Genomic DNA, 23,658 nt, shown 5'->3' on the forward strand with positions numbered 1-23,658 from the left:
TTTTATTTTATTTTTATATTGCCCTTCTCTAGATATACTCTTATCAGACCAATATCGGGGGTTTCAAAGATCTTATTAACAATTTTTTCTTCTATTTCTTCTCTTATTGCATTTAAAATACTTCTTGCTCCAGAGTTTCTGTCATAAAATTTTTTAACCATATGATTTTTAAGCGTTGCATCAATCTCTATTTTAATATTTTTGGAGCAAAACTTCGCAATAAGTTCCTTGCAGTAATTATCGTATATTGTTTTGATTTCTTCTTCCTCTAAGGCATTAAATACTATTTTTTTCTGTATTTTATCTAATAGTTTTGTCTTAAATCTTTTTTTAAGTTCATTATTTATTTCGCTTTTAATGTTTAAATCACTGCCTGTTTTATTAAAGCCAATGCTTACTTGTCCAAGAAGTACTTTAGACCCAATGGATGTAATAAGAACTATAATGGCATTCTTAAAAGATACCTTGTTTTCCTGGCTGTCAATAAGCGCGCCATTCTCAATTATTTGTTCAATTACATTGAGCACTGAATTGTGAGCATTTTCGATGTTTTCGAGTATGATAAACGATTTAGGACTGTGTTTCAGTCTATTTGTCAACAGCCCTCCATCAGTGTATCCTACGTACCCCGGATTTGTTCCTATTAGTTTTGAAATAGAATTTTCTTCTCTGTATTCCGACATATCCGACTTGAATATTGAGTTTTTATCTTCCATAATGGTGTTTGATATTTCGTTTGCTAACATTGTCTTACCGCATCCACTTGGGCCTATGAGTAACATTGATGTTAAAGGCTTATCACTGTCGTGGATTTCAAGTTTCGTCTTAACTACTTCTTTAAGCATCTCATTTATAGCATGTTCCTGTCCAACTATTTTTTCCCTTAATCGTATTTCTGCTTCTTTAAGTGTATCAATTTCTTCTTTCAGGCTAGATTTTGTTTTAACATTCAATATTTCATCTGTTGCTCTTTTAATGTCTTCAGCATCGACTATCCTAGGCATCGACTCTTGTTTTTTACTAGCACCAGCAATATCAATCAGATCGATTGCTTTGTCAGGAAATCTTTTATTAATCAGGTATTTTGATGATAGGGTAACGACGTTTTCGATGGCTTCCTTTTTGTAGGTGACGCCATGATAAGCTTCGAAATTTTTTATTATATTATCAAGTATGTTCAGAGTTTCCTTTTCATTGGGTTCTTTTATTGATATTGTTTGAAATCTTCGGACAAATGCTTTGTCTTTAGAGATGTGTTTCCTGTATTCATCATGAGTTGTTGCACCTATAATTTGTATTTCAGAGCGAGACAGGGCGGGCTTTAAAATATTTGATGCATCAAGAGCGCCCTCGGAGTTTCCAGCACCTACCAGCGTATGTATTTCGTCAATGAATATTATCGTATCTTTATTTTTAATGGATTTAATTAAGTTGTTTAGTCTTTCTTCGAATTCTCCCCTATATTTCGTTCCCGATACTAAGTCAGAAGTATCAACCTTTAATATTACCTTGTTCTCTAATCTACTTTTTATTTCTTTATTAGCAATTTTGATAGCAAGTCCTTCAACTATTGCTGTCTTTCCGATTCCAGGTTCTCCTATCAGTATTGTGCTATTCTTGTTTCGTCTTTCAAGTATGTTGATTAGTGCCTGAATTTCTTTTTCTCGACCAATTAGAGGCTCAAGCTTATTTTCCTTTGCAAGTGTTGTTAAGTTTTTAACATATTTTCCAACTTCAAAGTGGTCAGTATCAAGTCTTATTTCATCTTCAAATTCTTTATATGTTTCAATTAGTCTTATCTTATCTATGTTCGTTATTATATTCTCTTCACTAAACCCAAAACTTAATTTATTGAGTTTATACTTCTTTAGCAGTTTTTTTGTTTTCAGTATTAGATAAAAAATTTCTTTTATTCCTATTGAAGTTTTAGGTTTAAACTCTTTTTTTGCCTTTTCAATAAGACTGAAAACTTCTCTGCTTATTTTCGGAATTATGATCTCACTAGGGCTTGCCAGAACTTTTTCCAACTTTTCTATTTCACACAAAGTATCTTGTTTTATGCTCTTTAAGGTTTTAGCGTCTATGCTATCCAGCTCAGACCTTTTAGGTCGGATAAGTATGGACATTAACAGATGCCAAATCGAAACTTCTCTGTTTTTATTCTTTCTAGCAACTTCTTTAGCGGATACCTCAACTAAGTTGACTAGATTCCCTGCTATATTAATATTCCTCTATCTCCATGTTTACTCTACTGATTATATCAAAAATACTGTTTTTTTGTCCGTCTCTTGAATGTATAGATACATAAAACTTAATTTTAGGCTCTGTTCCAGAGGGTCTAACAGTTACCACTATTTCATTTTCTAATAAAAACTTTATTGCATTTGTAGGGTATTTATAATCTGATATTGCACGAATATTTCCGTTAATATCTTTTTCTATTAATGTTGCATAATCTAATTTTTTGATCACCTTAATACCTGCAAACATTTTTTGTTCTTCACTTCTAAACCTTGCCATTAGGTTTTCCCTTAAATGTGCTCCCGTAGCTCCTTTGAGAGTCTTAGTGATTGTAATTTCCTCATAGTACCCGAATTCCTTGTACATTTCTTGAAGATATTCTTCTATTGTGCTCTTATTTTCTTTAAGAGTAAGCACTAAATCACAACAACCTTTAATGGCAGAAAATGCGTCCTTATCCCTGGCTCCATCCCCAATTAGGTATCCATGACTTTCTTCACAACCAAAAATAAATTTTTTGTTTGGTTCTTTGATTTTCATCTCGTTGATCAAGTTTCCTATCCATTTAAATCCTGTATATGTTCTAAATAGTGTTGAGTTATATTTTTTAGCTATTTTATCCAACATTGGAGTTGTAACAAAAGAGGCTATTGTAAATGTGTTCTGAGGGTTATTTTCTTTGGACAATAAGTAGTTCATCAAAACACACGCGATTTGATTCCCGTTTAAAATTTTCCATATTTCACCTTCCTTAAAGGCAATGCCCATTCTATCTGCATCTGGATCAGTTGCGAATGCGATATCGCATTCTTTTGCCTTTGCAAATTTTATTACTCTAGACATAGCGGCGTGTTCTTCAGGATTAGGATATTCCACCGTAGCAAATTCTGGATCAGGTTTTATCTGGGATGGTTCAGACAATAAATCTATTTCACTTCCTTTAAATAGTTCTCTTATTGTCATTCCTCCTACTCCATGCAAGGGAGTATATGCCACTCTTAACTTTGTTTTCCTACTTTTTTCATTAAAGTTAGGAAATACTTCATTTATTTTTTCTACGTACAAAATATCAATCTCATCGTTAAGTTCTGTGATTAACTGATTATCAATTCCCTCTTCCTTTGTAACTAGATTCAAAATATTGGATGTCTTTTGAATCTCAGATACTATGAGTGAGTCATGGGGAGGTATTATTTGAGCACCACCTTTCCAATAAACTTTGTATCCATTGTATTCTTTTGGATTATGACTTGCCGTTATCATTATGCCAATATCGCACCCCAGTTTTATAACTGTATAAGACAACTGAGGTGTCGATTTCATCTTCCCATATATATAAACTTTAATACCATTTGATGCAAAAACTTCAGCAGCATTGTATGCAAATTCTTTTGAAAAATGCCTTGAGTCATAGCTTATTGCAACTTTAGGGGTTTCAGTTATTTTAAGAATGTAGTTAGCAATCCCTTGACTTGCTTTTGTGACGTTGTAGGTGTTCATATAACAAGTTCCGGCTCCAATAATTCCTCTCATGCCGGCGGTGCCAAATTCTAGGTCTTTATAAAATCTATTGAGTAGTTCGCTTTCATTGTTTCCATTGAGTAATTTAAACGCCTCATCTTTAAAGTATTTGTTTTTCTCAAGAAGGATATATTCTTTTACTCTTTCTAAGAGTTTGTTGTCTTTCATCCCATTTCCTTTACTTTGTATTAAAGAACTTCACATAAAATTATATATATTATTTTATAGTTTGAATGTAAAATAACTAATTAAATTCTTATTTTCTATTTTATTTGAGGTCTTAATGAAGTTTTGTTTAAAGTCTGACTATTCTCCTGCTGGCGATCAACCAAGAGCAATTGAAGATATTAAAGGGTCTATTTTGGCTCACAATAAATATCAGACTTTGAAGGGAGTAACGGGAAGTGGTAAAACTTTTACAGTAGCTAATATTATTAGGGATTTAAATAGACCTTCTTTGATAGTCAGTCATAATAAAACTTTAGCTGCGCAGCTTTATAGAGAATTTAAGGATTTTTTTCCAGAGAATGCAGTTGAGTATTTTGTTTCCTATTATGATTATTATCAACCCGAATCTTATATTGCTGCAAGAGATTTGTATATAGAAAAGGAAGCCACCATTAATGAAGAGATTGAGATAAAGAGAATAAGAACGGTAACATCTCTTTCTAGAAGGAGAGACGTTGTAGTAGTAGCTACAGTATCTTCAATATATGCATTAGGCTCTCCAGAATTTTTTAAAAGCTCAGCTCATGCTTTTTTCGTAGGACAAAAAATTTCTATTAAGGAAATGGCAGATATTTTTGTAAGATTGCAGTACGCAAGAACTCTTACGAACCTTGAGCATGATAAATTTTCTATCAAGGGAGATATCGTTGAAGTATGGCCTAGTAATGAACATGACAATTTTGCTTATAGGATTTATTTGGATTTTGATGAGGTTGTTAAAATTAGCAGAATTAGTCCTCTTACAAAAAAGGTTTTAGGTATCATTGATGAGTTTACTCTTTTTGCTAAGTCGTATTTCGTTATTCCTTATGAGAATATACTAGATGCTCTTCCTAAAATATATGCTGACTTAAAGATTCAATATCATTATTTTAAAGAAAACGGCAAGATTGTTGAGGCTGAGAGGCTTAGACAGAGGGTGGAATATGATATTGAAATGTTAAGGGAAACGGGAACGTGTCAAGGTATAGAAAATTATTCTAAGTATTTTAGCGGAAGTGAAATAGGGAGGCCTTATTGTCTTTTTGATTTCTTCCCTAAAGATTATTTGCTTTTCATTGATGAATCACATGTCACTTTGCCGCAGGTTAGAGGGATGTACAATGGAGATTATGCAAGGAAACTTAATCTTGTAAATTTTGGATTTAGGCTTCCATCGGCACTTGAAAATAGGCCGCTTAGGTATCCTGAATTTGAATCTCTTATTAATCAAGCTGTTTTTATTTCAGCTACTCCTGGGCCTGAAGAGAGGGAGAAGAGTAGCGTTGTTATTGAGCAAATAATTCGTCCTACGGGACTTGTAGATCCAGAAATTATTCTTAAGAATTCGGAAGGTCAAATGGAAGATCTTTACAATGAAATACAGAAAAGAGTTGCTTTGAACGAAAAAGTTTTAATTACGACTTTAACTAAAAAAATGTCAGAAGATTTGACTGATTATTTACTGGGTCTTGATGTTAAAGCTAGGTATTTACATGCAGAACTTAACGCTATTGAGAGAGTAGATGTTATTACATCGCTTAGGAAATCAGAGATTGATGTTATTGTAGGGATTAATTTGTTAAGGGAGGGTTTAGATATTCCGGAAGTATCTCTTGTGGCAATACTGGATGCAGATAAAGTGGGATTTTTAAGATCTTCTACATCCCTAATCCAGATAATTGGGAGAGCCGCTAGAAACTCAAATGGATGTGTTATTATGTACTATGATCAGGTAAGTTTTTCAATGCAAGAGGCTATTGATGAGACTAATAGAAGACGGAATATTCAAATAGATTACAATAGACGGAATAATATTACTCCAAGGACTATTGTTAAGAAAGTGCAACGTATTTTGGAAAAAGAATTAAAAAGAGAAACTGTTGGTGAAGATATTAGAAGAATTGTTTCAGATGAAAAATTATCCAAAAAGAACCTTATCAGTAAACTTAAGTTTAAACTCGAAGAGGCAGTTAGTGATGAGAGATTTGAAGATGCCATCTTTTTAAGAGATAAAATAAAAGAACTAACTAAGGGTTAAAATTTATTTAGGCTAGGAGTGTGATTTTTTGAATGAAAAAATTACTGTTAGAGGTGCAAAGGAACACAATTTAAAGAATATTGACATCGATATTCCAAGAAATAGTTTGGTGGTAATATCTGGAAAGAGTGGTTCTGGAAAGTCTTCTTTGGCTTTTGATACGATTTTTGCAGAAGGGCAGAGAAGGTACATGGAGTCTGTGTCGGCTTATGCAAGGCAATTTTTAGGAGTAATGAAGAAGCCCAACGTTGACTACATAGGTGGACTCTCTCCTGCTATTTCTATTGAGCAGAGGACAATAAGTAATAATCCAAGATCAACAGTTGGAACAATAACTGAGATTTATGACTATTACAGATTATTGTTTGCAAAAATTGGAAAGCCATATTGTCCAAATGATGGGAGTTTGATAGAAGAACAATCTCTAGATAAAATAATCAATACTGTTGTAAATTATGCTGAGGAAGGATCTAGAGTTGTCTTATTTGCGCCCATTGTTATGGGAGCAAAGGGTACTCATAAAAAGGAGCTTGAGAGAATATTAAATCAAGGATTTAATAGAGTAAGAGTGGATTTTAAAGATTATTTAATAGAAGATGCTATTGGTTTAAGTTTAGACAAAAATAAGAAGCACAATATCGAAATCGTAGTAGATAGAATAAAATTAGTTGGAGATTTAAGAATTAGACTTTCAGAGTCCATTGAAACTGCTTTGTCTGTTTCTGGTGGGTATTTGCGGGTAGAAATTGAAAATGGTTTAGAAAAGATAGATAAGATCTTTACAGAGCATAATAGTTGTCCTTTATGTGGATTTTCTCTGCCCGTAATAGAGCCAAGACTTTTTTCTTTCAACAGTCCATTTGGGGCTTGTAGTGAGTGTTCTGGTCTTGGAGTTACACTTGAATTTGATTTTGAAAAGATTTGTCCTAATTTGAAACTTTCTTTTAATGATGATGCATTTATTACATTTAAAACTACTTCCTCATGGGCTGTGGCAATTTTTAGGGGGCTTTCCAATCATTATGGGTTTAACCTAGATACACCTGTTAAGGATATCCCAGAAGATGTTCTCAGAAAGATTTTGTATGGGGCAAATGAAAAAATAGAATTTATTTATCAGTCTAGGGAAGTGGAGGGAAAGGAAATAGACGGGGGGTTTCATTATTCTAAGGAGTTTGAGGGACTTCTTTCTATTTTAAAGAGACGTTATCTTACAACGGAATCTGAGAGTGCTAGGCTTTTTTATGAGGGTTTAATGTCTCGCAAGATTTGCAATGCATGCAAAGGTAAGAGGCTAAGCATAGCGGCATTATCTGTTAAGTTATGTGGGAAGGACATTCAGGAGCTTAGCAATCTTTCTGTTACGGATTCTTATTCATTTTTTGAGACTATTGATCTTGATGAGGTCGATACAAAAATTTCTAAGGAAATTTTAAAAGAAATTAAAAATAGACTTAAATTTTTAGTGGATGTGGGGCTTTCTTATTTGTATCTGGATAGAATATCTGGAACCCTTTCGGGGGGTGAAGCGCAACGCATTAGGCTTGCTACTCAAATAGGCTCAGCACTTGCTGGGGTCCTTTATGTGCTTGATGAGCCTAGTATTGGATTGCATCAAAGAGATAATGAAAAATTAATAAATACTCTTATTAATTTAAAAAATCTTGGAAATACAGTAATCGTTGTAGAACACGATGAACAAACTCTGCGTACTGCTGATTATATTGTCGACATTGGTCCTGGGGCTGGAATTCATGGAGGTGAAATAGTTGCTAGGGGGATTTTGTCTGATGTTTTAAACAATGAAAATAGTCTTACTGGGAAGTATTTAGGTGGATTACTTAAAATAGATGTTCCAAAGGCAAGACGTAAAGCGGGGAAGGGAGAAATTGTGCTCTTAGGAGCCAATAAAAACAATTTAAAAAATATTGATGTTATGGTTCCTTTAGGTCTTTTTACTGTAATAACAGGAGTTTCTGGGAGTGGGAAGAGTACTCTTTTAAATGAGATATTATACCCAGCGCTTGATAGTAGGTTAAAAGGTAATGTGAATTATTTTGATGGATTTAAAGATATTACTGGGTATGAACAGGTCGATAAGATCATTCAGATAAATCAGAAACCAATAGGTAAGACGCCTAGGTCAAATCCATCGACTTATGTTGGGTTTTTTACAGAAATAAGAGAACTTTTTGCAAGGCTTCCAGAATCCAAGGCTAGGGGATTTAAGGCTGGAAGATTTTCTTTTAATGTTAAGGGGGGCAGGTGCGAAAAATGTCAAGGGGCAGGCTCTTTAAACATTCAAATGCACTTTTTGCCGGATGTTTTTATTCCTTGCGATTTGTGTAAGGGTAGAAAATTTAATGAAGAAACCCTAGAGATAAGATACAAGGGTAAAAATATTTATGATGTTTTAGAAATGAGCGTAATTGAAGCTAAAGATTTTTTTGAAAATATTCCAAAAGTAAATCATTATTTGAAAATATTAAAGGAAGTTGGTCTTGAGTATATTAAATTAGGTCAATCATCAACAACTCTTTCGGGAGGGGAAGCTCAGCGCGTTAAATTGGCTTTTGAACTTGTAAAGCGGAGCACAGGGAAAACTTTTTATATTATTGATGAACCCACAACGGGTTTGCATTTTGATGACATAAGAAAATTGTTGGAAGTGTTGCAGCTTCTTGTTGAAAATGGAAATACGGTAGTTCTTATAGAGCATAATTTAGACGTAATAAAACAGGCAGATTACATAATCGATTTAGGACCTGAGGGTGGATTGGCTGGGGGTGGTATTGTTATATCAGGAACCCCTGAAGAGGTTTCAAAATGCAAGAGTTCCTATACAGGAATGTTTTTAAAAAATCTTTTGTAATATTACTAAGTATTGCTCATTCTTTTATTCTGTTTGCTCAAAGCGAGAAGGGAAAATCAACAGAGAATCAAAAGTTAACTTTAATGCAAAAAGCCAATTTGAAGGAGCTTGAACTTTCTAGTGATGAAGATTTAAAAAAGTGGGCCTTAAAAGAGGGTATTGAAGAAGAAGATGTTTCTAGGATACGAGAGTTACTCTTGAAAAAATTTGGGTTGTCTCCCAATTTTTTTTCAAAAGATGGAGGGCAAGATGGAGGCAGATATAAAATAATCATTAAGAGTACAGACAATCTTGAAAATTTTACATACCAGCTTACTAAGGATGAGAATATTGTATTTAAGGGGAAAGTTAATCTTGTTATTGAGGATATTAAAGATAATAAAAAGCATAACATCAAGGGTGATCAAATTATTTTTAATAGGAATACTAAAAAGCTCTTTGCTAGTGGAAATGTTGACTATACGCTTAATTTAACCCCTGATGAGAAGTTATATTTTTACGGTAGCGAATTGTTTGTTGATTTTGATTCCCAGAATTTTCTTCTAAAAAATGGAATTATTCAAAAGAGAATGCATAAAAATTTAATTAATCATATTGTTTCATTTGGGGGAGAGGTTTTAAAGAGATTGGATAACGATACAAATATACTAGAAGGGGCATTCATTACAACTAGTAAAATCCCAGATCCTTATTATTCTATTAGGGCTTCCAAAATATGGGTCTTGCCTTCTGGAGACTTTGGAGTTGTAAATGCCTTATTTTATATGGGCAAGGTCCCCATATTATATATTCCATTCTTTTTTAAACCGGGTGATAGTTTATTTTTCAATCCGTCTTTGGGATATTCTTCAAGAAAGGGTTTTACTCTTTTTAACACTGTCTATTTATTTGGAAAGAGGACTGTTAGTAATGAAGATGCTTCTTTCCTAGATTTTGACTTTAATTCAGTTTACAATTCGGGTAAGGATCCTTATATTAGAAACGGTTACTTGACTTATTTTTTTTCTAAGGATGCTACCTCTAAAGTAGGCAAGGAACATGTTAAATTAATTTTTGATATTTATTCTAATTTAGGATTTTATTCGGGTCTCGATTTTGATGTCGGTGCTACTTTAGGCAATTTTAAGACTTTTGAAGGTAGTTTTGGGTTAGGGTTTACAAGGACTTTATACAAACATAGTAGTACTGGAGCTTATCGGCCTTTTGAAGAGCAAAGTGTAAATTATTCTATTTTTAATTTTGATAATTTAAACAAGGGCGACATATTTGGATTTGAGGTTCCTTTTAGGTATTTATTGAAAACCAAGGCGGAATTTTTAATAAGTGATGCGCTTCTTTCAGTGGGTTTTGAGCACTATTCAGATCCTTATGTGGTAATTGACTTTAAGAATAGGCTAGAAAATTCGACACTTCTTTCCCTGCTTGGATCTCAGAAAGAATATTCAGAAACGGAAAACATGATAAAGACATTTGATTGGAATTTATCTTCTTTTTATAATCGAACTTTTGATGATAACACCATCGTTGATTATAAGCTAAATAACCTCGGGTTTAGTTTTAAATTGGCAGATTCTGATAACCTTTATAGTAAGGACCCTTTAGTAAAACCAAAGGACATTATGGATCCGACCAGGAAGTGGTTTTATCTAGAGAGGGTTTATATTCCTTATGTTGACATCAATTTTCAAAAAGATCTTTACAGCAATAGCTGGGCCCCTTTGGCTGGTAATAAAGATAAAGAAATGATTATTACTCCCGAGGTCAAAAATATTGGAGAGGAGAGCGATGATGTACAGGATAAAAAAAAGAAAGACGAAGCCAAGAAAATTAAAGAAAAGGGTGATTTAAGTAAGGATTTATATGTGTCTCCTGAAGTAATATCGTCAAACGACATTACTAATCCAGATTCTTTCTACATTAGACTTGGAATTAATCCTTATTTTAAAAATAATATATTCTTTGATGATTCTAAAGTTAAATCTCCCCAAGAATTTAAATATGATGTAAAAAGCTATTTGTTTGATATTAAAAATAAAATAGATTTAAAACTTCATGCTGATTTTTACAACCGACTTATTACTTTTGAAGAAGTTGTCTATTTAAATACTGCTGAGTATAATCCTCTAGACAAGGATTACACTTTAGTGGATAAAGAAAAGAAGGGGGAGCATTCAGTCATTAATAAAATAAATTTAGAATTGCTTCCTTTCATTATGTATCCTGCTTTTTCTAGAAGTAGTGTTAAGGTGGAAAACAAAATTACTCTTTATTTATTTGATAAAAAATATGATAAGGAAGCTAAAATTTTGGATGGGAAGAGTAGTAGTGTTTTTTGGAAGAGCCCCGAAACCTTTCATCAGGAGATAAACGTCAACTTGATTTACGATTACAGGTATTTTACTACTAGTCTTTCTAGCTTGCTAAAGAATACCTTTGAGAATATATATGCGTCTTCTGAACTTAAATTTTCTTTGGAGTTTCCTTATTTACTGCAGGAAGTAGGCATTGGGGTGAAGTATGATAAAAAATTTAAGGAAGATGATAAATCTAGGCTTGCGAAGTCAGCTACTAGTCCAGAGGAATCTTTAAGGCCAACTTCTCCTTATAAGGGTTTGGAGATGAGTCCGGCACTATACTATAAAATAGAGCCAAAGTATTTGGATTATTTTAAGATTGCCTTGTTAGCTGCTTATGACCCTTTGATTAATAGAGTTTCTGAACTTTCATTTAAGCTAAATGCTTACGATTTTGAACTCACGTTTGCAATGAAGGATGAATTTGAGTATAGATATGATAAAATGCTGGGTGATTTTTCAAAGGTGGGGACTACTACTAAGCTTGTTCCATATCTTTTGGATTCTCGGTATAAAAGGGATTTATATACTTTCAAATTTTTTGAAGAAAAATTTTCAGTTGGATTAGGAATAGATGCTGGGTGGAAAATGAACTTGCAAAGATTTGTTGATGATAATGAACTTTGGGCTGAATTTAGTCTTAGGTTTAAATATACTGAGTTTTTTGAATTGTACTTTTCTACGCGCTCCATTAACACAAAGACTTTTAAATATTTTGGAGGATACATGAATCAGGTTGATCTTGAAGCGGTTAACATTTTTTCAGATTTACTCAAGTCGTTCAATTTTTTTGATGTGCAGGATAGAAAGGAGTCATTATTTAAGATTAAAAAGATCAGTACAGGTTTTAAGTTTAATTTTTATGACTGGAAATTTGTAGGAGAATATGATTTAAATCCTGATATTTTAAAGGATTCTAGCAGTGGTAAGTATTCTTCTATATGGAGAAATAATTTTTCAATCTATATTTCCTGGAATTTCTTTGAACCCGTCAAGGCTTCATTTGAGAGTAATTCAAGCACGGATTATGAGCTTTTAATTAATCGCGAGACTAAGAAGTAGAATCATCGTGAAGGGTTAAGCTCTTAAAATGAACTTACCTTGTGCTAAGGGACGGCTTTGGAATTCTTGATATCAAGATGTTGATGGGTTTGACTGTGTCAACATGGGATTTTACTATGCTAAGTTTCAGGACAGCTGGATATTTAATTTTGTTGAGTGAGTAGCTGTTTTTTTCTGTTTTGTTAGTTGAGATTTGCATATTTTTATTAGGACTGTCTAGTAAGTAAATTGTAAATTTTTGAGAGGTCTCAGGTCCAATAAAAAATTCTTTGTATTTCTTGTTGTATTGTTTTAGGTTGTTTATCAATGTAAGATCTGCCTTTGTTGTAACAATGTTCTTTGAGTTTAAACTTGTATTCTTCCAGTCTATTTTTACAATTTCATTACTTCTATTTGTGATTTGGATGCAAATATATTCGTCTGTTGCCCTAATGACATCTACATTAATATAGTCCTCAGTGGATTCTACTATGTCAAACTTCGTTTCGTATTCTTTTTGGAATTCCACTGTAGTGCACGAAACTACTAACGATAACAAAAACGTTGTTTTAATAATGGTCTTTATCTGCATAGATTTACTTACAAAAATACTAATTCATCTTTTGTGAAAGCCAAGATCTGCAATGTTATTATCTCCAGGGATAAACAGCACCTGGCCACCTTTGTTTTCAAAATCATTTCTTAGCTTGATTACATTTTTGACTAGCTTGATAGTAGTTTCTTTTAATTTTTTTCTACTGTAAAATCCTTTTGACCAATAGTCGATTACTAATTTACTATCTCCAAATATATTCTTTACATCTTCTTTTAGTGCTATTTTTAGTGCAATATATAATCCAAGAAGTTCTCCGTAATTATTGCTAATTCCGTCAAAATCTTTTACATAATAATTATCATGGTCATTAATCAAGCTCTGGTCCATTACTCTGTTTAGTATAGAGATTCCTTCCTCATTTACAACTCTAACCTCTACTCCTTTACCTCTTCCAGTACCTGAGTCAAAATAGATTCCTACTGGATAGGTGTTGCTATTTGAGTCTCTTTCTAACCAATTTTCTGCTTCTTCTTTTGATTTAAAACTTTTGATTTTATTTTTTTTCCCTATAATTCTGTTTCTACATTCCTCCCAAGATGTAAAAATAGTTTTTTCATTTTTGTCGGGGAAAATACAAGCATAGTATTTTTCCATATTAAATTAACCTCCTAAGCACCAAACATTAGTTACATTGCAGGGTTTTCCAAAGATTTTTTCATTTGAACGTTTTATTTCTATTTTATCTATTATTTCTTTGTTGTATCCTATAAATTTTTCCTTAAGGGTAGGGGCTATTACTCTTTTGGGTAATACACTTGGAAATATTCCTGCTATGGTATACGACATATAAAAATCATACGCAGCTGCATTTATTTCTCCAGGAGTTACCAAGCCAGATATTTCGTAGTTGCGCGAGACATCAAGCCCAGCTGCTCTGTATATTCTTTCAACTACTAATGAACAATAAGTTTTATGGTGAATTTCTTCAAGATTAAATGAGTCAGACCACATATTAGAAGATAGCAAGGGAACCATGTATCCGAAATTATTGTCAACATATCTATTTCTTCCAAAATTCATTGCCTTTTGGATGGTTCTATTATCCGCTATAGGTGATAATATTTTCAATATTCTTGCCTGCACATAAGTTGAAAGCTTCTCGTATCCTGACCCTTGGACAGAGGCTGTTTCAAACTTAATTTGATTGCTTGTAATTACAGATTTTATATCAAAACTGTCTTCTCCTTTAAATATAATTTTTTTTGTGCTGTCATATTTGGCCGCATCGAATACCCCTACGTGTTGCCAAAAATAGAAAAACTCAGTCCAATCGATTTTTGGTTTTATTAGTATTATATCTCCATTTGATAAGAGGGCTCTTAACTTGTGTGGTGTTATTTCTGTACCTGTGTCTGGATCTATGATGTTGGGAATTAGGCTATTGTTGTTTTTTACATTTCCTTTAAATTGCGCTGAGCTGTAAGAAGAATTGTTTGCATCAGCAATTTTTTGTTTTTTAAGTATTGCTTTTATTTTATTATCTTCGATTTTAAGAAAGGACATAAAGCTACTAAAGTATTGCTTTTCTTTAATTTTTAATAATTGATTTGCTATTATATGGGGAGTTATGTATTCTTTCCCATTAATTGTGTCTTTATTTATTGAATAGCTTATTGCAACCCCTTGAGGAAAAAAAGAATCAATACCTGCAAAAGGAATATATCCTATATTTTTTTCGTGAAATATTTGTTCTAATAATGCTAAAATCTCCTTTTCTAAGTACATTTGCGCTTCAGTTATTTCTGTTAGGTTTTTGCTAGCTGTATTTGATTGAATTTCATTAGATTTTTTTCTAAAGCTTGTATCAACTTTGATGTTTAAGTGTCCGTTTATATTGCTTTTTTCAAGAAATCTTTCCCATTCTTGTGAGTTATTTAAGTGTCTTTTGTAGGCTAATAAGTAATTTTTTATTTCTTCTAATTTTTGAGGATTGATTTTTAATTCGACAGCCATCACTTTTAATAGATCAGGCTCTTCTGTCTGTTGTAATATTTTTTCAATTTTATGTACTGGTATACGATAGTTAACATATGTAATATTGGTTACAAGAGAATGGCTGGAGGGGTAGTTGTGGGTTAGAAAAATGGTAGAAGCATTATTATTTTTTTGGTCTCCATTACCGAATAAAGCACATGAACATATCAAAGGGCAAGTTATTAAACTCAATATACATTGAACAAATTGCATGATAATATTCTATCATATTCAAATTTAGTCAATTTTTATGTAATTTTATCTATTTTTATAACTTTTAAATTTAATTGATTTTTTATTATTTAAGCTTTAATATGTAAGCATAATTAAAGTTTTTAAACTTTTTTATAAAGGGGTTTTGTATATGGAATGTTTAAAACCGATAAATGTATTTTCAGAAATAGGTCGTTTAAGGAAAGTTTTGTTACATAGGCCTGGAGAAGAATTGGAAAACTTGACACCTTCGATAATGCAAAGATTATTATTTGACGATATTCCTTATCTTGAAGTTGCAAAACAAGAACATGATGCTTTTGCAGAAACTTTAAGAAATAATGGAGCTGAAGTTGTCTACATTGAAGATCTAATTAGTGAGGCTATTTCTGGTAGTGATGAGATTAAAGATAGGTTTGTGTCTCAGTTTATTCTTGAGGCAGGAATTAGAACTGAAAATAAGACCAAGGCTTTAAAAGATTATTTTTATAATATGCCTGTTAGGGGTATGATTTCAAAGATGATAGCAGGAGTTACGAGAGATGAACTTAAGAATTATAAATCCGATTCTCTTAATTATTTGGTAAACAGTGAATATCCTTTAATTACGGATCCTATGCCTAATGTCCTTTTTACAAGAGATCCCTTTGCAAGTATCGGCAATGGGGTAACAATAAACAGTATGAGAACTAGGACAAGGAGAAGGGAGACGATATTTGCAGAATATATTTTTAGTTATCATCCTGTTTACAAGGAAAATATACCTAGGTGGTTTACTAGAGATGAAGATACTACTTTAGAAGGTGGAGATGAGCTAATTTTGAGTCGAGATGTTTTAGCTATTGGTATTTCTGAGAGAACTGAGGCTGAATCTGTGGAAAAAGTAGCTCGGAAACTTTTTCAAGAGAAAGCATCTTTTAGTACTATTTTGGCTTTTCAAATTCCACAGAGTAGAGCTTATATGCATCTGGATACAGTGTTTACCCAAATAGATCACAATACCTTTACAAGTTTTAGCAGTGATGATATGAGTTTTACTATTTACGCTTTAACTTACGACTCGGGCTCTGGAAATATTAAGGTTAAGAGTGAGAAGGCTAAGTTGGAAGACATTTTAGGTTTTTACCTTGGGTATAAGGTTAACATAATAAATTGTGCCGGAGGGAATTTAATTCACGGGGCGAGGGAGCAGTGGAATGATGGAGCTAATACTTTAGCAATAGCTCCAGGGGAAGTGGTAGTTTATTCTAGAAATCATGTTACTAATAGATTGCTTGAAGAATTCGGAATTAAAGTCCATCAAATCCCTTCTAGTGAGCTTTCACGAGGAAGAGGTGGCCCAAGATGCATGTCAATGCCTTTAATAAGAGATGATGTTTAATTAAGGAAGGAGAATTTTATGTATAATTTGCGAAACAGAAGTTTTTTAAGGATTTTAGATTTCACTCAAAAGGAAATCAAATATTTACTTGATCTGTCTCATAATTTAAAAAGAGCCAAGTATACTGGGGTTGAGGAGCAGAAACTTAGGGGAAAAAATATAGCTATAATTTTTGAAAAAGATTCAACAAGAACAAGATGTGCATTTGAGGTTGCTGCTTATGATCAGGGCGCTAGGGTTACTTATTTGGGGCCCACTGGGAGTCAAATAGGAAAGAAGGAATCTATTGCTGATACTGCAAGAGTATTGGGGAGGATGTATGATGCTATTGAATTTAGGGGATTTTCTCAGCATGCTGTAGAGGATTTGTCTAGATATTCTAACGTTCCAGTTTATAATGGGCTGACAGATATTGCCCATCCGACACAGGTTCTTGCTGACTTTATGACTATTGAAGAGCATAAGGGATGTTTAAAAAAATTGAAGCTGGTTTTTTGTGGCGATGGCAGAAATAATGTTGCTAATTCTTTAATGGAAGGTTGTGCCATTATGGGAATGGATTTTAGAATATTTGCTCCAAAAGAGCTTTTCCCAGATCCAGAATTGGTATACAAGGTAAGGGAGATAGCTAACAAGAATGGAGGCAAGATTACTATTTCTAGTTCTATTGAAGAAACGGTTAAAGACGTTGATGTTGTATACACTGATGTTTGGGTATCTATGGGAGAAATTAATTGGGATGAAAGGATAAGACTTTTAAAGCCATATCAAGTTAATAGGGAACTTATGAAATTAGCAAAGGGAGATGCAATATTTATGCATTGTCTGCCGGCTTTTCATGATTTGAATACGGCGCTTGGTAAGGAACTATTTGATAAATATGGACTTGAAGGTGTTGAAGTTACGGATGATGTTTTTGAGAGTAATCAGTCTGTTGTGTTTGATGAGGCTGAAAATAGATTGCATACGATTAAAGCTGTAATGGTTGCAACTTTGGGGTAGTCTTGTTTACATTATGTTGTGTTAGGGGAATGTGAGGTGGATCAGGAGGGATAGCATGATTAGGAAAATCAAAATTCCGAGTAGTTTTACAATAATATTTTCTTTAATAGTTATTATGACGATATTGACTTATGTGTTACCAGCTGGTGAGTTTTCTAAAGAGATGAGAGAAGTTAGTGGGAGCATGAAAGAGGTTGTTGTGGCTGGGACTTATCACACAGTGGATAGGCCTCCTAGGGGATTTTTTGATGGTATTTATACTGTTTTGACTTCAATGGCCAAGGGGATGGAGCATGCTGTTGAAGTTATTGTGTTTATTTTAATTGTTGGTGGAGCTTATGGTGTGATTTTGAGAACCGGGGCGGTCGATGCGGGGATAGCTGCAGCGATTAGAAAAATGGGAAACAAGGATAAGCTTCTTATTCCTTTTATGATGTTTATTTTTTCAATAGGAGGAACTACAACAGGAATGTGTGAAGAGACACTTCCATTTTATCTTGTCATGATTCCTTTAGTGTTAGCCTTAGGTTACGATATGATAGTAGCGGTTTCAATTATTGCATTGGGAGCTGGTATAGGAACCATGGCGTCCACTATTAATCCATTTGCAACAGGTATTGCGTCAGCGATCGCTGGTATTGATTTAAATGAGGGATTTTATTTTCGTATTGTTTTATATTTAGTATCTACTTTAGTTGCAATAATATATGTTTTAGTGTACGCAGTAAAGGTGAAGAATGATCCCACTAAATCTATAGTTTATGCAAAAAGGGAAGAGCATTATAATGCATTCATTAAAGATAGCGGGGGGAGTAGCGGATCTAGTATCCCAGAATTTACAAATAGACGTAAAATAGTTTTGCTTTTATATGGGGTAATGATTTTATTTTTGACGTATAGCATTATACAACTTGGTTGGTGGATGCAAGAGATGACCATGTTGTATCTCGGCACAGCCATTCTTTCAGCCTTTGTTTGCAAGATGAGCGAGTCACAAATGTGGGATGCATTCATCGAGGGCGCTAAAGATATGATGACAGCCGCTATTATTATTGGAATAGCTAGGGGAGTTATGATAGTAGCTGACGATGGATTGATTACAGCTACAATATTAAATGCAGCAGCGGAATTTTTGTACGGATTACCGAAGGCGTTGTTTATAGTTTTAAATGAGATTGTACAAATACTGATAGGATTTGTTGTTCCCTCATCATCTGGACATGCAAGTCTTACGATGCCAATAATGGCACCTTTGGCTGACTTTTTGGAAATGCCAAGAGCATCTGTTGTTATTGCAATGCAAACAGCATCTGGGCTTGTCAATTTATTAACTCCTACTGGAGTTATAATGGCAGTTTTAGGAATTGCAAGATTAGGATATGGAAGTTGGGTTAGGTTTGTTGTGCCGTTATTTGTTATTGAATTTATCATATGTATTTTGGTGATAATGGTCGCTGTTTATATTTAATTATGGATGAGGAGTGTATGCAAATGAGTGGTAAAAAGATGGTCATATGCCTTGGAGGAAATGCCTTGGAGGATGGCAGTGGCGATGCAACAGCTGAAAAACAGTTGGAGGTTATAAGAAAAAGTATTACAGGTATTGTGGATTTAGTTGAGAGTGGATATGAAGTAGTTATTAGTCATGGCAATGGTCCGCAAGTAGGCAGGATAGTTCTTCAGAATGAAGTGGCTAAACATGAAACTCCTGCCATGCCACTTGATATATGCGGAGCGATGAGTCAAGGTATGATAGGGTATCATATTGAACAGGCGCTAAGAAATGAGTTTAATAGAAGGGGCATGAGCAAAGATGTTGCTGTATTGATTACTCAAGTTATAGTTGACAAAGAGGATAAAGGATTTAGAGATCCTAGTAAACCGATTGGTCCGTTTTACGACAGAGCTACGGCATTAGAACTTGAAAAGAGTAAGGGGTACGTTCTGAGAGAAGATAGTGGCAGGGGATATAGAAGAGTAGTGGCTTCTCCAATGCCGGTAGAAATAGTAGAGATTGAAGCAATAAAGGAATTAATTGGGAAGGGATTTATGGTCATTGCTTGTGGCGGCGGTGGAGTCCCTCTTGCAAGAGATTTGAGAGGAAATATTGAAGGAGTAAGTGCAGTAATTGATAAGGATTTCGCCTCATCTAGATTAGCTCAGGATGTAGGGGCAGATGTTTTGATTATACTTACAGCTGTTGAGAAAGTATCATTAAATTTTGGTAAGTCGGATGAGATTTTGTTGGGTGAGGTTAATACTTCAGAGATGGAAAAATATATAGATGAGGGACATTTCGCAGCAGGATCTATGTTACCTAAAGTACAAGCTGGTGTTGAGTTTGTAAAGTCTAGTGAAGGAAGGGTGGCAATCATTACATCATTAGATAAGCTTGGTAAAGACATAGAGAATGCGAGAGATGGTACTATCATTAAAGGGTAAGGAATATGTAGGAAGCGAAATATGAGGGCGTGTTGAGGGTTTATTTTGCTTATGAATGCGCCCTTATTTCCAGAGTTGTTGTAATTTTAATTCTTGGTTGTTTAAGATTTAGTTACTTGGAAGAGTTGGTTTGTAATTTATCCTTAATCGACCTTTTTTCGCTTTTAAATTTGTATGTCACTATAGTGGATAAAGCACAGAAAACAAGCACTAGTAGGGTAAGTGTATTGATAGCGTTCATTAAATTAGATAAAGCCGTGCATATTAATAGTACTAAGAATGAGAATAAACGAGATATTGTGCTGTTAACGGAAGTTATAGTTCCTAAAACTTTTGAATTAACATTCTTTCGTAAAAAATATTCCAAGTTATTAGAATAAAGAGCAATTACAATTACTAAAAATACAATCATAGTAATAAACATATAAATATGTGAAATCATTTTAATTAAAATGGATAATAAAGCTGTGGTAGCTAAGATGATATAAATATCATATGTTGAGTGTTTAATTTTCTTAAATATCCAAGCACCTGTGATATCTGACAAACGAAATAATGTATACATGGTTCCAAATGTACTAATGGGTATATTTTTATCAGTAAAAATTACTTGCCAGTATAAATAGAAAGGCTGAAGGAAAAACCGAATAGCACTAATTAAGATAAATAACTCTAAGAGCACTCTAGATCTTGAAAATCTAATTACATCTTTCTTGAACTTTAGAAGATAAAGTGCAGCCTCTTCCTTATTATATTCATAATCTGTGTTCTTATCACTTGATATAAAAAGGGTTGTAACTAAGAAAGATACCAAATATAGGAATAATGAAATAACATATATTTTAACGTCAATGCGTAAAAATAAGACACTACCTATGTATCCACCTAAAATAGCGCCAATGTTTAAAATTATCTTTCTAGAAGATATAAATGCTTTTAATTTTCTTGAGTTATCTTGATACAAGCGATTAAAGCTAATATCAATTGTCCCAGTGCTTACGGCAGATGAAGTTCCGTATATAAACCATGCAATACAAAGAATAGCAAATGATGTCGCCTTGAAAATAATAAAATAAGAGACCATTGATAAAAAGATAGACATTAAGTAAACAATTTTTCTATCAAAAATGTCTGAAATTATACCCGAGGGAAGTTCAAAGATAATAATTGCAAGCATGTAGCACACTTGTACTAGAGCAATATCCCTTAGCGCTAAACCTTTATTTATTAAAATAACAGTCAGAACTGCGTGAGGCAGCGTTCTTGCAAATTCTGATAAAAACAATGAGCAAAAATAATACTTCTCATGTTCATTCTTTATCATAAATCTTTACTACCTCCACAAAATTTGTTTTTTCGGGTATTGGTAAAAAATGATAGGGAGTGACTACAAATACAAGCTATATCCAATACCAAAGACTACAAAAATAGCCATAATACCCATACTTACGTAGAAAGGCTGAACAATGTTTTCCTTGTATCTTGTCATCAAATCAACATACCACTGTTGATATAAAAAATTATCAGGATCCGTAAATGGCAAATTAACTAGCAGAAGAACAAAAGATTCCACTATTAAGAAAGGCATTGAAAAAACAAACCCATCTCTAATAGCAATTAAATATTTGTTTGAAGCTATCTTACCGGCAATGGGAAGTAAACTTGATTCGATGATTTCTTGTAATTTCATAAAAACTCCTAACTCAATAATGAATATTAATCTTATTAATTATACTTGATATAGATAAGATATCATTGATTTATAATGAAATATAGTATCCACAGCATTTAATTGTAATTTTTTAAAAATGAATAATACTACCTAGTATGATACAATAAATTTAAAATAAATAAAAATATTGAAGTTGGTTTAGCATGAATAAAAAAGAATATACTATTGAGGAACTAATAGATGAGATAAGCATGCCCGTTGTGGCTTATGCTGGGGAGGCTAAGAGTTTTTTAAGAGAAGCCTTAACACATGCAAAAGTTGGAGATTATGAAAAGTCTAGAAGAATTATCGAAGAAAGCCGAACTTCTATTGCAAAGGCACACGAAGCACACAGAGATGTCATACAATATTCAATAACAAATCCCGATTCTGTTGAAACACCATTTATTTTAATTCATGCAGAAGATCATTTGATGTCTGCAATTTCAGAATTAAGTATTTTTGAAGAGTTAATACAAGTTTATAAAATAATTAATGAGATAAAGAAATAGGAGAAATTATGAACATATTGCTTGTATGTAGTGCAGGAATGTCTACAAGTATGTTAGTACAAAAAATGGAAGAATATGCTAGAAAGCATAACATGGATGTACGTATTGAAGCTTCATCGGAATCAAAATTTAATGAAGTAATTGATAATTTTGATGTTGTTTTACTGGCACCACAAGTGAGATTTAGTAAAGGAAGGTTGGAGGATATTGCAAGGCCAAAGGATATTCCTGTTGAATCAATAGATACAATTGATTATGGAACGATGAATGGGGCTAACGTATTAAATCTTGCTTTTAATGCAGTAGCCAGAAAGCAAGATTTAATTAAGCGCCAGGGTTTAAAGGACATTTAAGATGAAAGAAATAGGAATATCAATATACCCTAATGTAAGCTCTAAAAATAGAATTATTGAATACTTAGAAAAAAGTGCATCTCTTGGGTTTAGGAGAGTATTTACATTTTTTATTTATACCGATGGCGATGAGTTTAGCACTTTTAAAGAAATTCTTGATATTGCAAATAAATTGGGAATGAAACCAATAGTGGATGTAGCACCTTCCATTTTCAGAAAGTTGGATATTGATTTTACAGACCTTAGAAATTGTTTAAAGCTTGATTATTTCAAGCAACTTGGAGCTTGGGCTATTAGACTTGATTCTTCACTTACAGGAATTGAGGAGTCATTAATGACCTTTAATGATTCTAACTTGAAAATAGAATTAAATATAAGTAGCATCAATGAACATATAAATACAATAATGTTTTTCAAGCCAAACAAAGATAATTTACTAGGATGTCATAATTTTTATCCACATAAATACACAGGTCTTTCAAGGGATTTTTTCAGGACAAAGACAGAAGCTTTTAAACGAAATTCAATACCAACATCCGCATTTATTAGTTCAGTAAAAGCAGAAGAATGTTCAAGGGGAATAGAAAAAGATGGAGCACCTACACTAGAGGAACATAGAAATAAGGATATTGAACTTCAAACTAAAGATCTTTTCAAAGAAGGAATGGACGCAGTCATTATTTCAAATTGTTTTCCAGATGATTTGGAGCTAGAAAAGATGGCTAGAGTAAATAGATGTTTGTTAGAATTGAAGGCTAATTTAAATCCCAAAATCAGCCCCATAGAAAGGGAGATAATTTTAGATGTATTGCATTTCAATAGAGGAGATATTACTCCTTACAGGATTCGGTCAACCATGCCAAGGGTATATTACAAAGATATAAATTTCACACCACACTCTCCCGATGAAATAAAACGAGGAGATATATTAATAGATTCTTCACAGTATTTAGGGTATGGTTGGGAACTTCAAATAGCCCTTAAGAACACTCCTAATAATGGACTTGTTGATGTGGTTGGCAGAATACACGAGGAGGAATTATATCTTCTTGATGAGATAAGAGCTTGGGAAAAATTCAAAATCATAGAAATGAATAAAAAAGATATTTACCAAAACTCTCTATAAGCTTACTCGCTGTTAATTTAAGATCATCTTTTTGTTTATAACTTTTCAGCA

Annotated in this window: 17 protein-coding genes; 10 read left to right on the top strand and 7 right to left on the bottom strand. The window is 33.1% G+C overall.

Going from position 1 to position 23,658, the window contains the following annotated elements:
* Window positions 1–2 precede the first annotated feature (2 nt).
* Window positions 3–2,126, bottom strand: a complete 2,124-nt coding sequence (locus QYZ68_RS04340) for an AAA family ATPase (protein WP_301384332.1) — start codon at window positions 2,124–2,126, stop codon at window positions 3–5.
* Between the two features lie 94 nt (window positions 2,127–2,220).
* Window positions 2,221–3,930: a phospho-sugar mutase gene (locus tag QYZ68_RS04345; RefSeq protein ID WP_301384333.1), complete on the bottom strand. Its 1,710-nt coding sequence runs from the start codon at window positions 3,928–3,930 to the stop codon at window positions 2,221–2,223.
* Window positions 3,931–4,045: 115 nt separating this feature from the next.
* On the opposite strand from QYZ68_RS04345, the gene uvrB reads away from it, so the two are divergent.
* The 3 genes from uvrB to QYZ68_RS04360 are packed head-to-tail and all read left to right on the top strand — an operon-like array spanning window position 4,046 to window position 12,298.
* Window positions 4,046–6,010 carry an excinuclease ABC subunit UvrB gene (uvrB, locus tag QYZ68_RS04350; RefSeq protein ID WP_301384334.1) on the top strand — a complete coding sequence of 655 codons (1,965 nt, stop codon included), beginning with the start codon at window positions 4,046–4,048 and terminating at the stop codon, window positions 6,008–6,010.
* Between the two features lie 28 nt (window positions 6,011–6,038).
* The gene (gene uvrA / locus QYZ68_RS04355; RefSeq protein ID WP_301384335.1) at window positions 6,039–8,882 is read left to right on the top strand and encodes an excinuclease ABC subunit UvrA; all 2,844 of its coding nucleotides are present in this window, start codon (window positions 6,039–6,041) and stop codon (window positions 8,880–8,882) included.
* The gene (locus QYZ68_RS04360; RefSeq protein WP_301384336.1) at window positions 8,837–12,298 is read left to right on the top strand and encodes an LPS-assembly protein LptD; all 3,462 of its coding nucleotides are present in this window, start codon (window positions 8,837–8,839) and stop codon (window positions 12,296–12,298) included. Before uvrA ends, QYZ68_RS04360 begins: the two co-directional genes overlap by 46 nt.
* Window positions 12,299–12,332: 34 nt before the next feature.
* Here QYZ68_RS04360 and QYZ68_RS04365 read toward each other — a convergent pair whose 3' ends face one another.
* Genes QYZ68_RS04365 through QYZ68_RS04375 form a run of 3 tightly spaced genes read right to left on the bottom strand, consistent with a single transcriptional unit; the run spans window position 12,333 to window position 15,080 of the window.
* Complete coding sequence (locus QYZ68_RS04365; protein WP_301384337.1) at window positions 12,333–12,869, bottom strand: hypothetical protein; 537 nt, start codon at window positions 12,867–12,869, stop codon at window positions 12,333–12,335.
* 24 nt (window positions 12,870–12,893) lie between these two features.
* On the bottom strand, window positions 12,894–13,487 hold the full coding sequence (locus tag QYZ68_RS04370) for a ribonuclease H family protein (protein WP_301384338.1): 594 nt from the start codon (window positions 13,485–13,487) through the stop codon (window positions 12,894–12,896).
* Between the two features lie 6 nt (window positions 13,488–13,493).
* A complete protein-coding gene (locus tag QYZ68_RS04375) occupies window positions 13,494–15,080 on the bottom strand; it encodes a hypothetical protein (RefSeq protein WP_301384339.1) in 1,587 nt (528 codons plus the stop codon).
* 145 nt (window positions 15,081–15,225) lie between these two features.
* Here QYZ68_RS04375 and arcA point away from each other — a divergent pair, with 145 nt between their 5' ends.
* From arcA to arcC, 4 genes are read left to right on the top strand one after another with little or no spacing between them, the layout of a single operon-like run.
* Complete coding sequence (gene arcA, locus QYZ68_RS04380) at window positions 15,226–16,461, top strand: arginine deiminase (protein WP_476390627.1); 1,236 nt, start codon at window positions 15,226–15,228, stop codon at window positions 16,459–16,461.
* 18 nt (window positions 16,462–16,479) lie between these two features.
* A complete protein-coding gene (gene argF, locus QYZ68_RS04385; RefSeq protein ID WP_301384341.1) occupies window positions 16,480–17,463 on the top strand; it encodes an ornithine carbamoyltransferase in 984 nt (327 codons plus the stop codon).
* Between the two features lie 55 nt (window positions 17,464–17,518).
* Window positions 17,519–18,931: a YfcC family protein gene (locus QYZ68_RS04390; protein WP_301384342.1), complete on the top strand. Its 1,413-nt coding sequence runs from the start codon at window positions 17,519–17,521 to the stop codon at window positions 18,929–18,931.
* Between the two features lie 23 nt (window positions 18,932–18,954).
* The gene (arcC, locus tag QYZ68_RS04395) at window positions 18,955–19,905 is read left to right on the top strand and encodes a carbamate kinase (RefSeq protein WP_301384343.1); all 951 of its coding nucleotides are present in this window, start codon (window positions 18,955–18,957) and stop codon (window positions 19,903–19,905) included.
* Window positions 19,906–20,017: 112 nt separating this feature from the next.
* Here the strand turns inward: arcC and QYZ68_RS04400 are convergent, their stop codons facing one another.
* Both QYZ68_RS04400 and QYZ68_RS04405 read right to left on the bottom strand, forming a co-directional pair.
* The gene (locus tag QYZ68_RS04400) at window positions 20,018–21,229 is read right to left on the bottom strand and encodes an MFS transporter (protein ID WP_301384344.1); all 1,212 of its coding nucleotides are present in this window, start codon (window positions 21,227–21,229) and stop codon (window positions 20,018–20,020) included.
* Between the two features lie 63 nt (window positions 21,230–21,292).
* Complete coding sequence (locus QYZ68_RS04405; protein WP_301384346.1) at window positions 21,293–21,595, bottom strand: PTS transporter subunit EIIC; 303 nt, start codon at window positions 21,593–21,595, stop codon at window positions 21,293–21,295.
* Between the two features lie 185 nt (window positions 21,596–21,780).
* On the opposite strand from QYZ68_RS04405, the gene QYZ68_RS04410 reads away from it, so the two are divergent.
* Genes QYZ68_RS04410 through QYZ68_RS04420 form a run of 3 tightly spaced genes read left to right on the top strand, consistent with a single transcriptional unit; the run spans window position 21,781 to window position 23,607 of the window.
* Window positions 21,781–22,128 carry a PTS lactose/cellobiose transporter subunit IIA gene (locus QYZ68_RS04410; RefSeq protein ID WP_301384348.1) on the top strand — a complete coding sequence of 116 codons (348 nt, stop codon included), beginning with the start codon at window positions 21,781–21,783 and terminating at the stop codon, window positions 22,126–22,128.
* An 8-nt stretch (window positions 22,129–22,136) separates the two neighbouring features.
* Window positions 22,137–22,481, top strand: coding sequence for a PTS sugar transporter subunit IIB (locus tag QYZ68_RS04415; protein ID WP_301384349.1), 345 nt, complete (start codon window positions 22,137–22,139; stop codon window positions 22,479–22,481).
* A 1-nt stretch (window position 22,482) separates the two neighbouring features.
* Window positions 22,483–23,607, top strand: coding sequence for a DUF871 domain-containing protein (locus QYZ68_RS04420; RefSeq protein ID WP_301384351.1), 1,125 nt, complete (start codon window positions 22,483–22,485; stop codon window positions 23,605–23,607).
* The last annotated feature ends 51 nt before the right edge of the window (window positions 23,608–23,658 follow it).

Origin of the sequence: Borrelia sp. P9F1 (genome assembly GCF_030436115.1) — a bacterium.
Lineage (GTDB): Bacteria > Spirochaetota > Spirochaetia > Borreliales > Borreliaceae > Borrelia.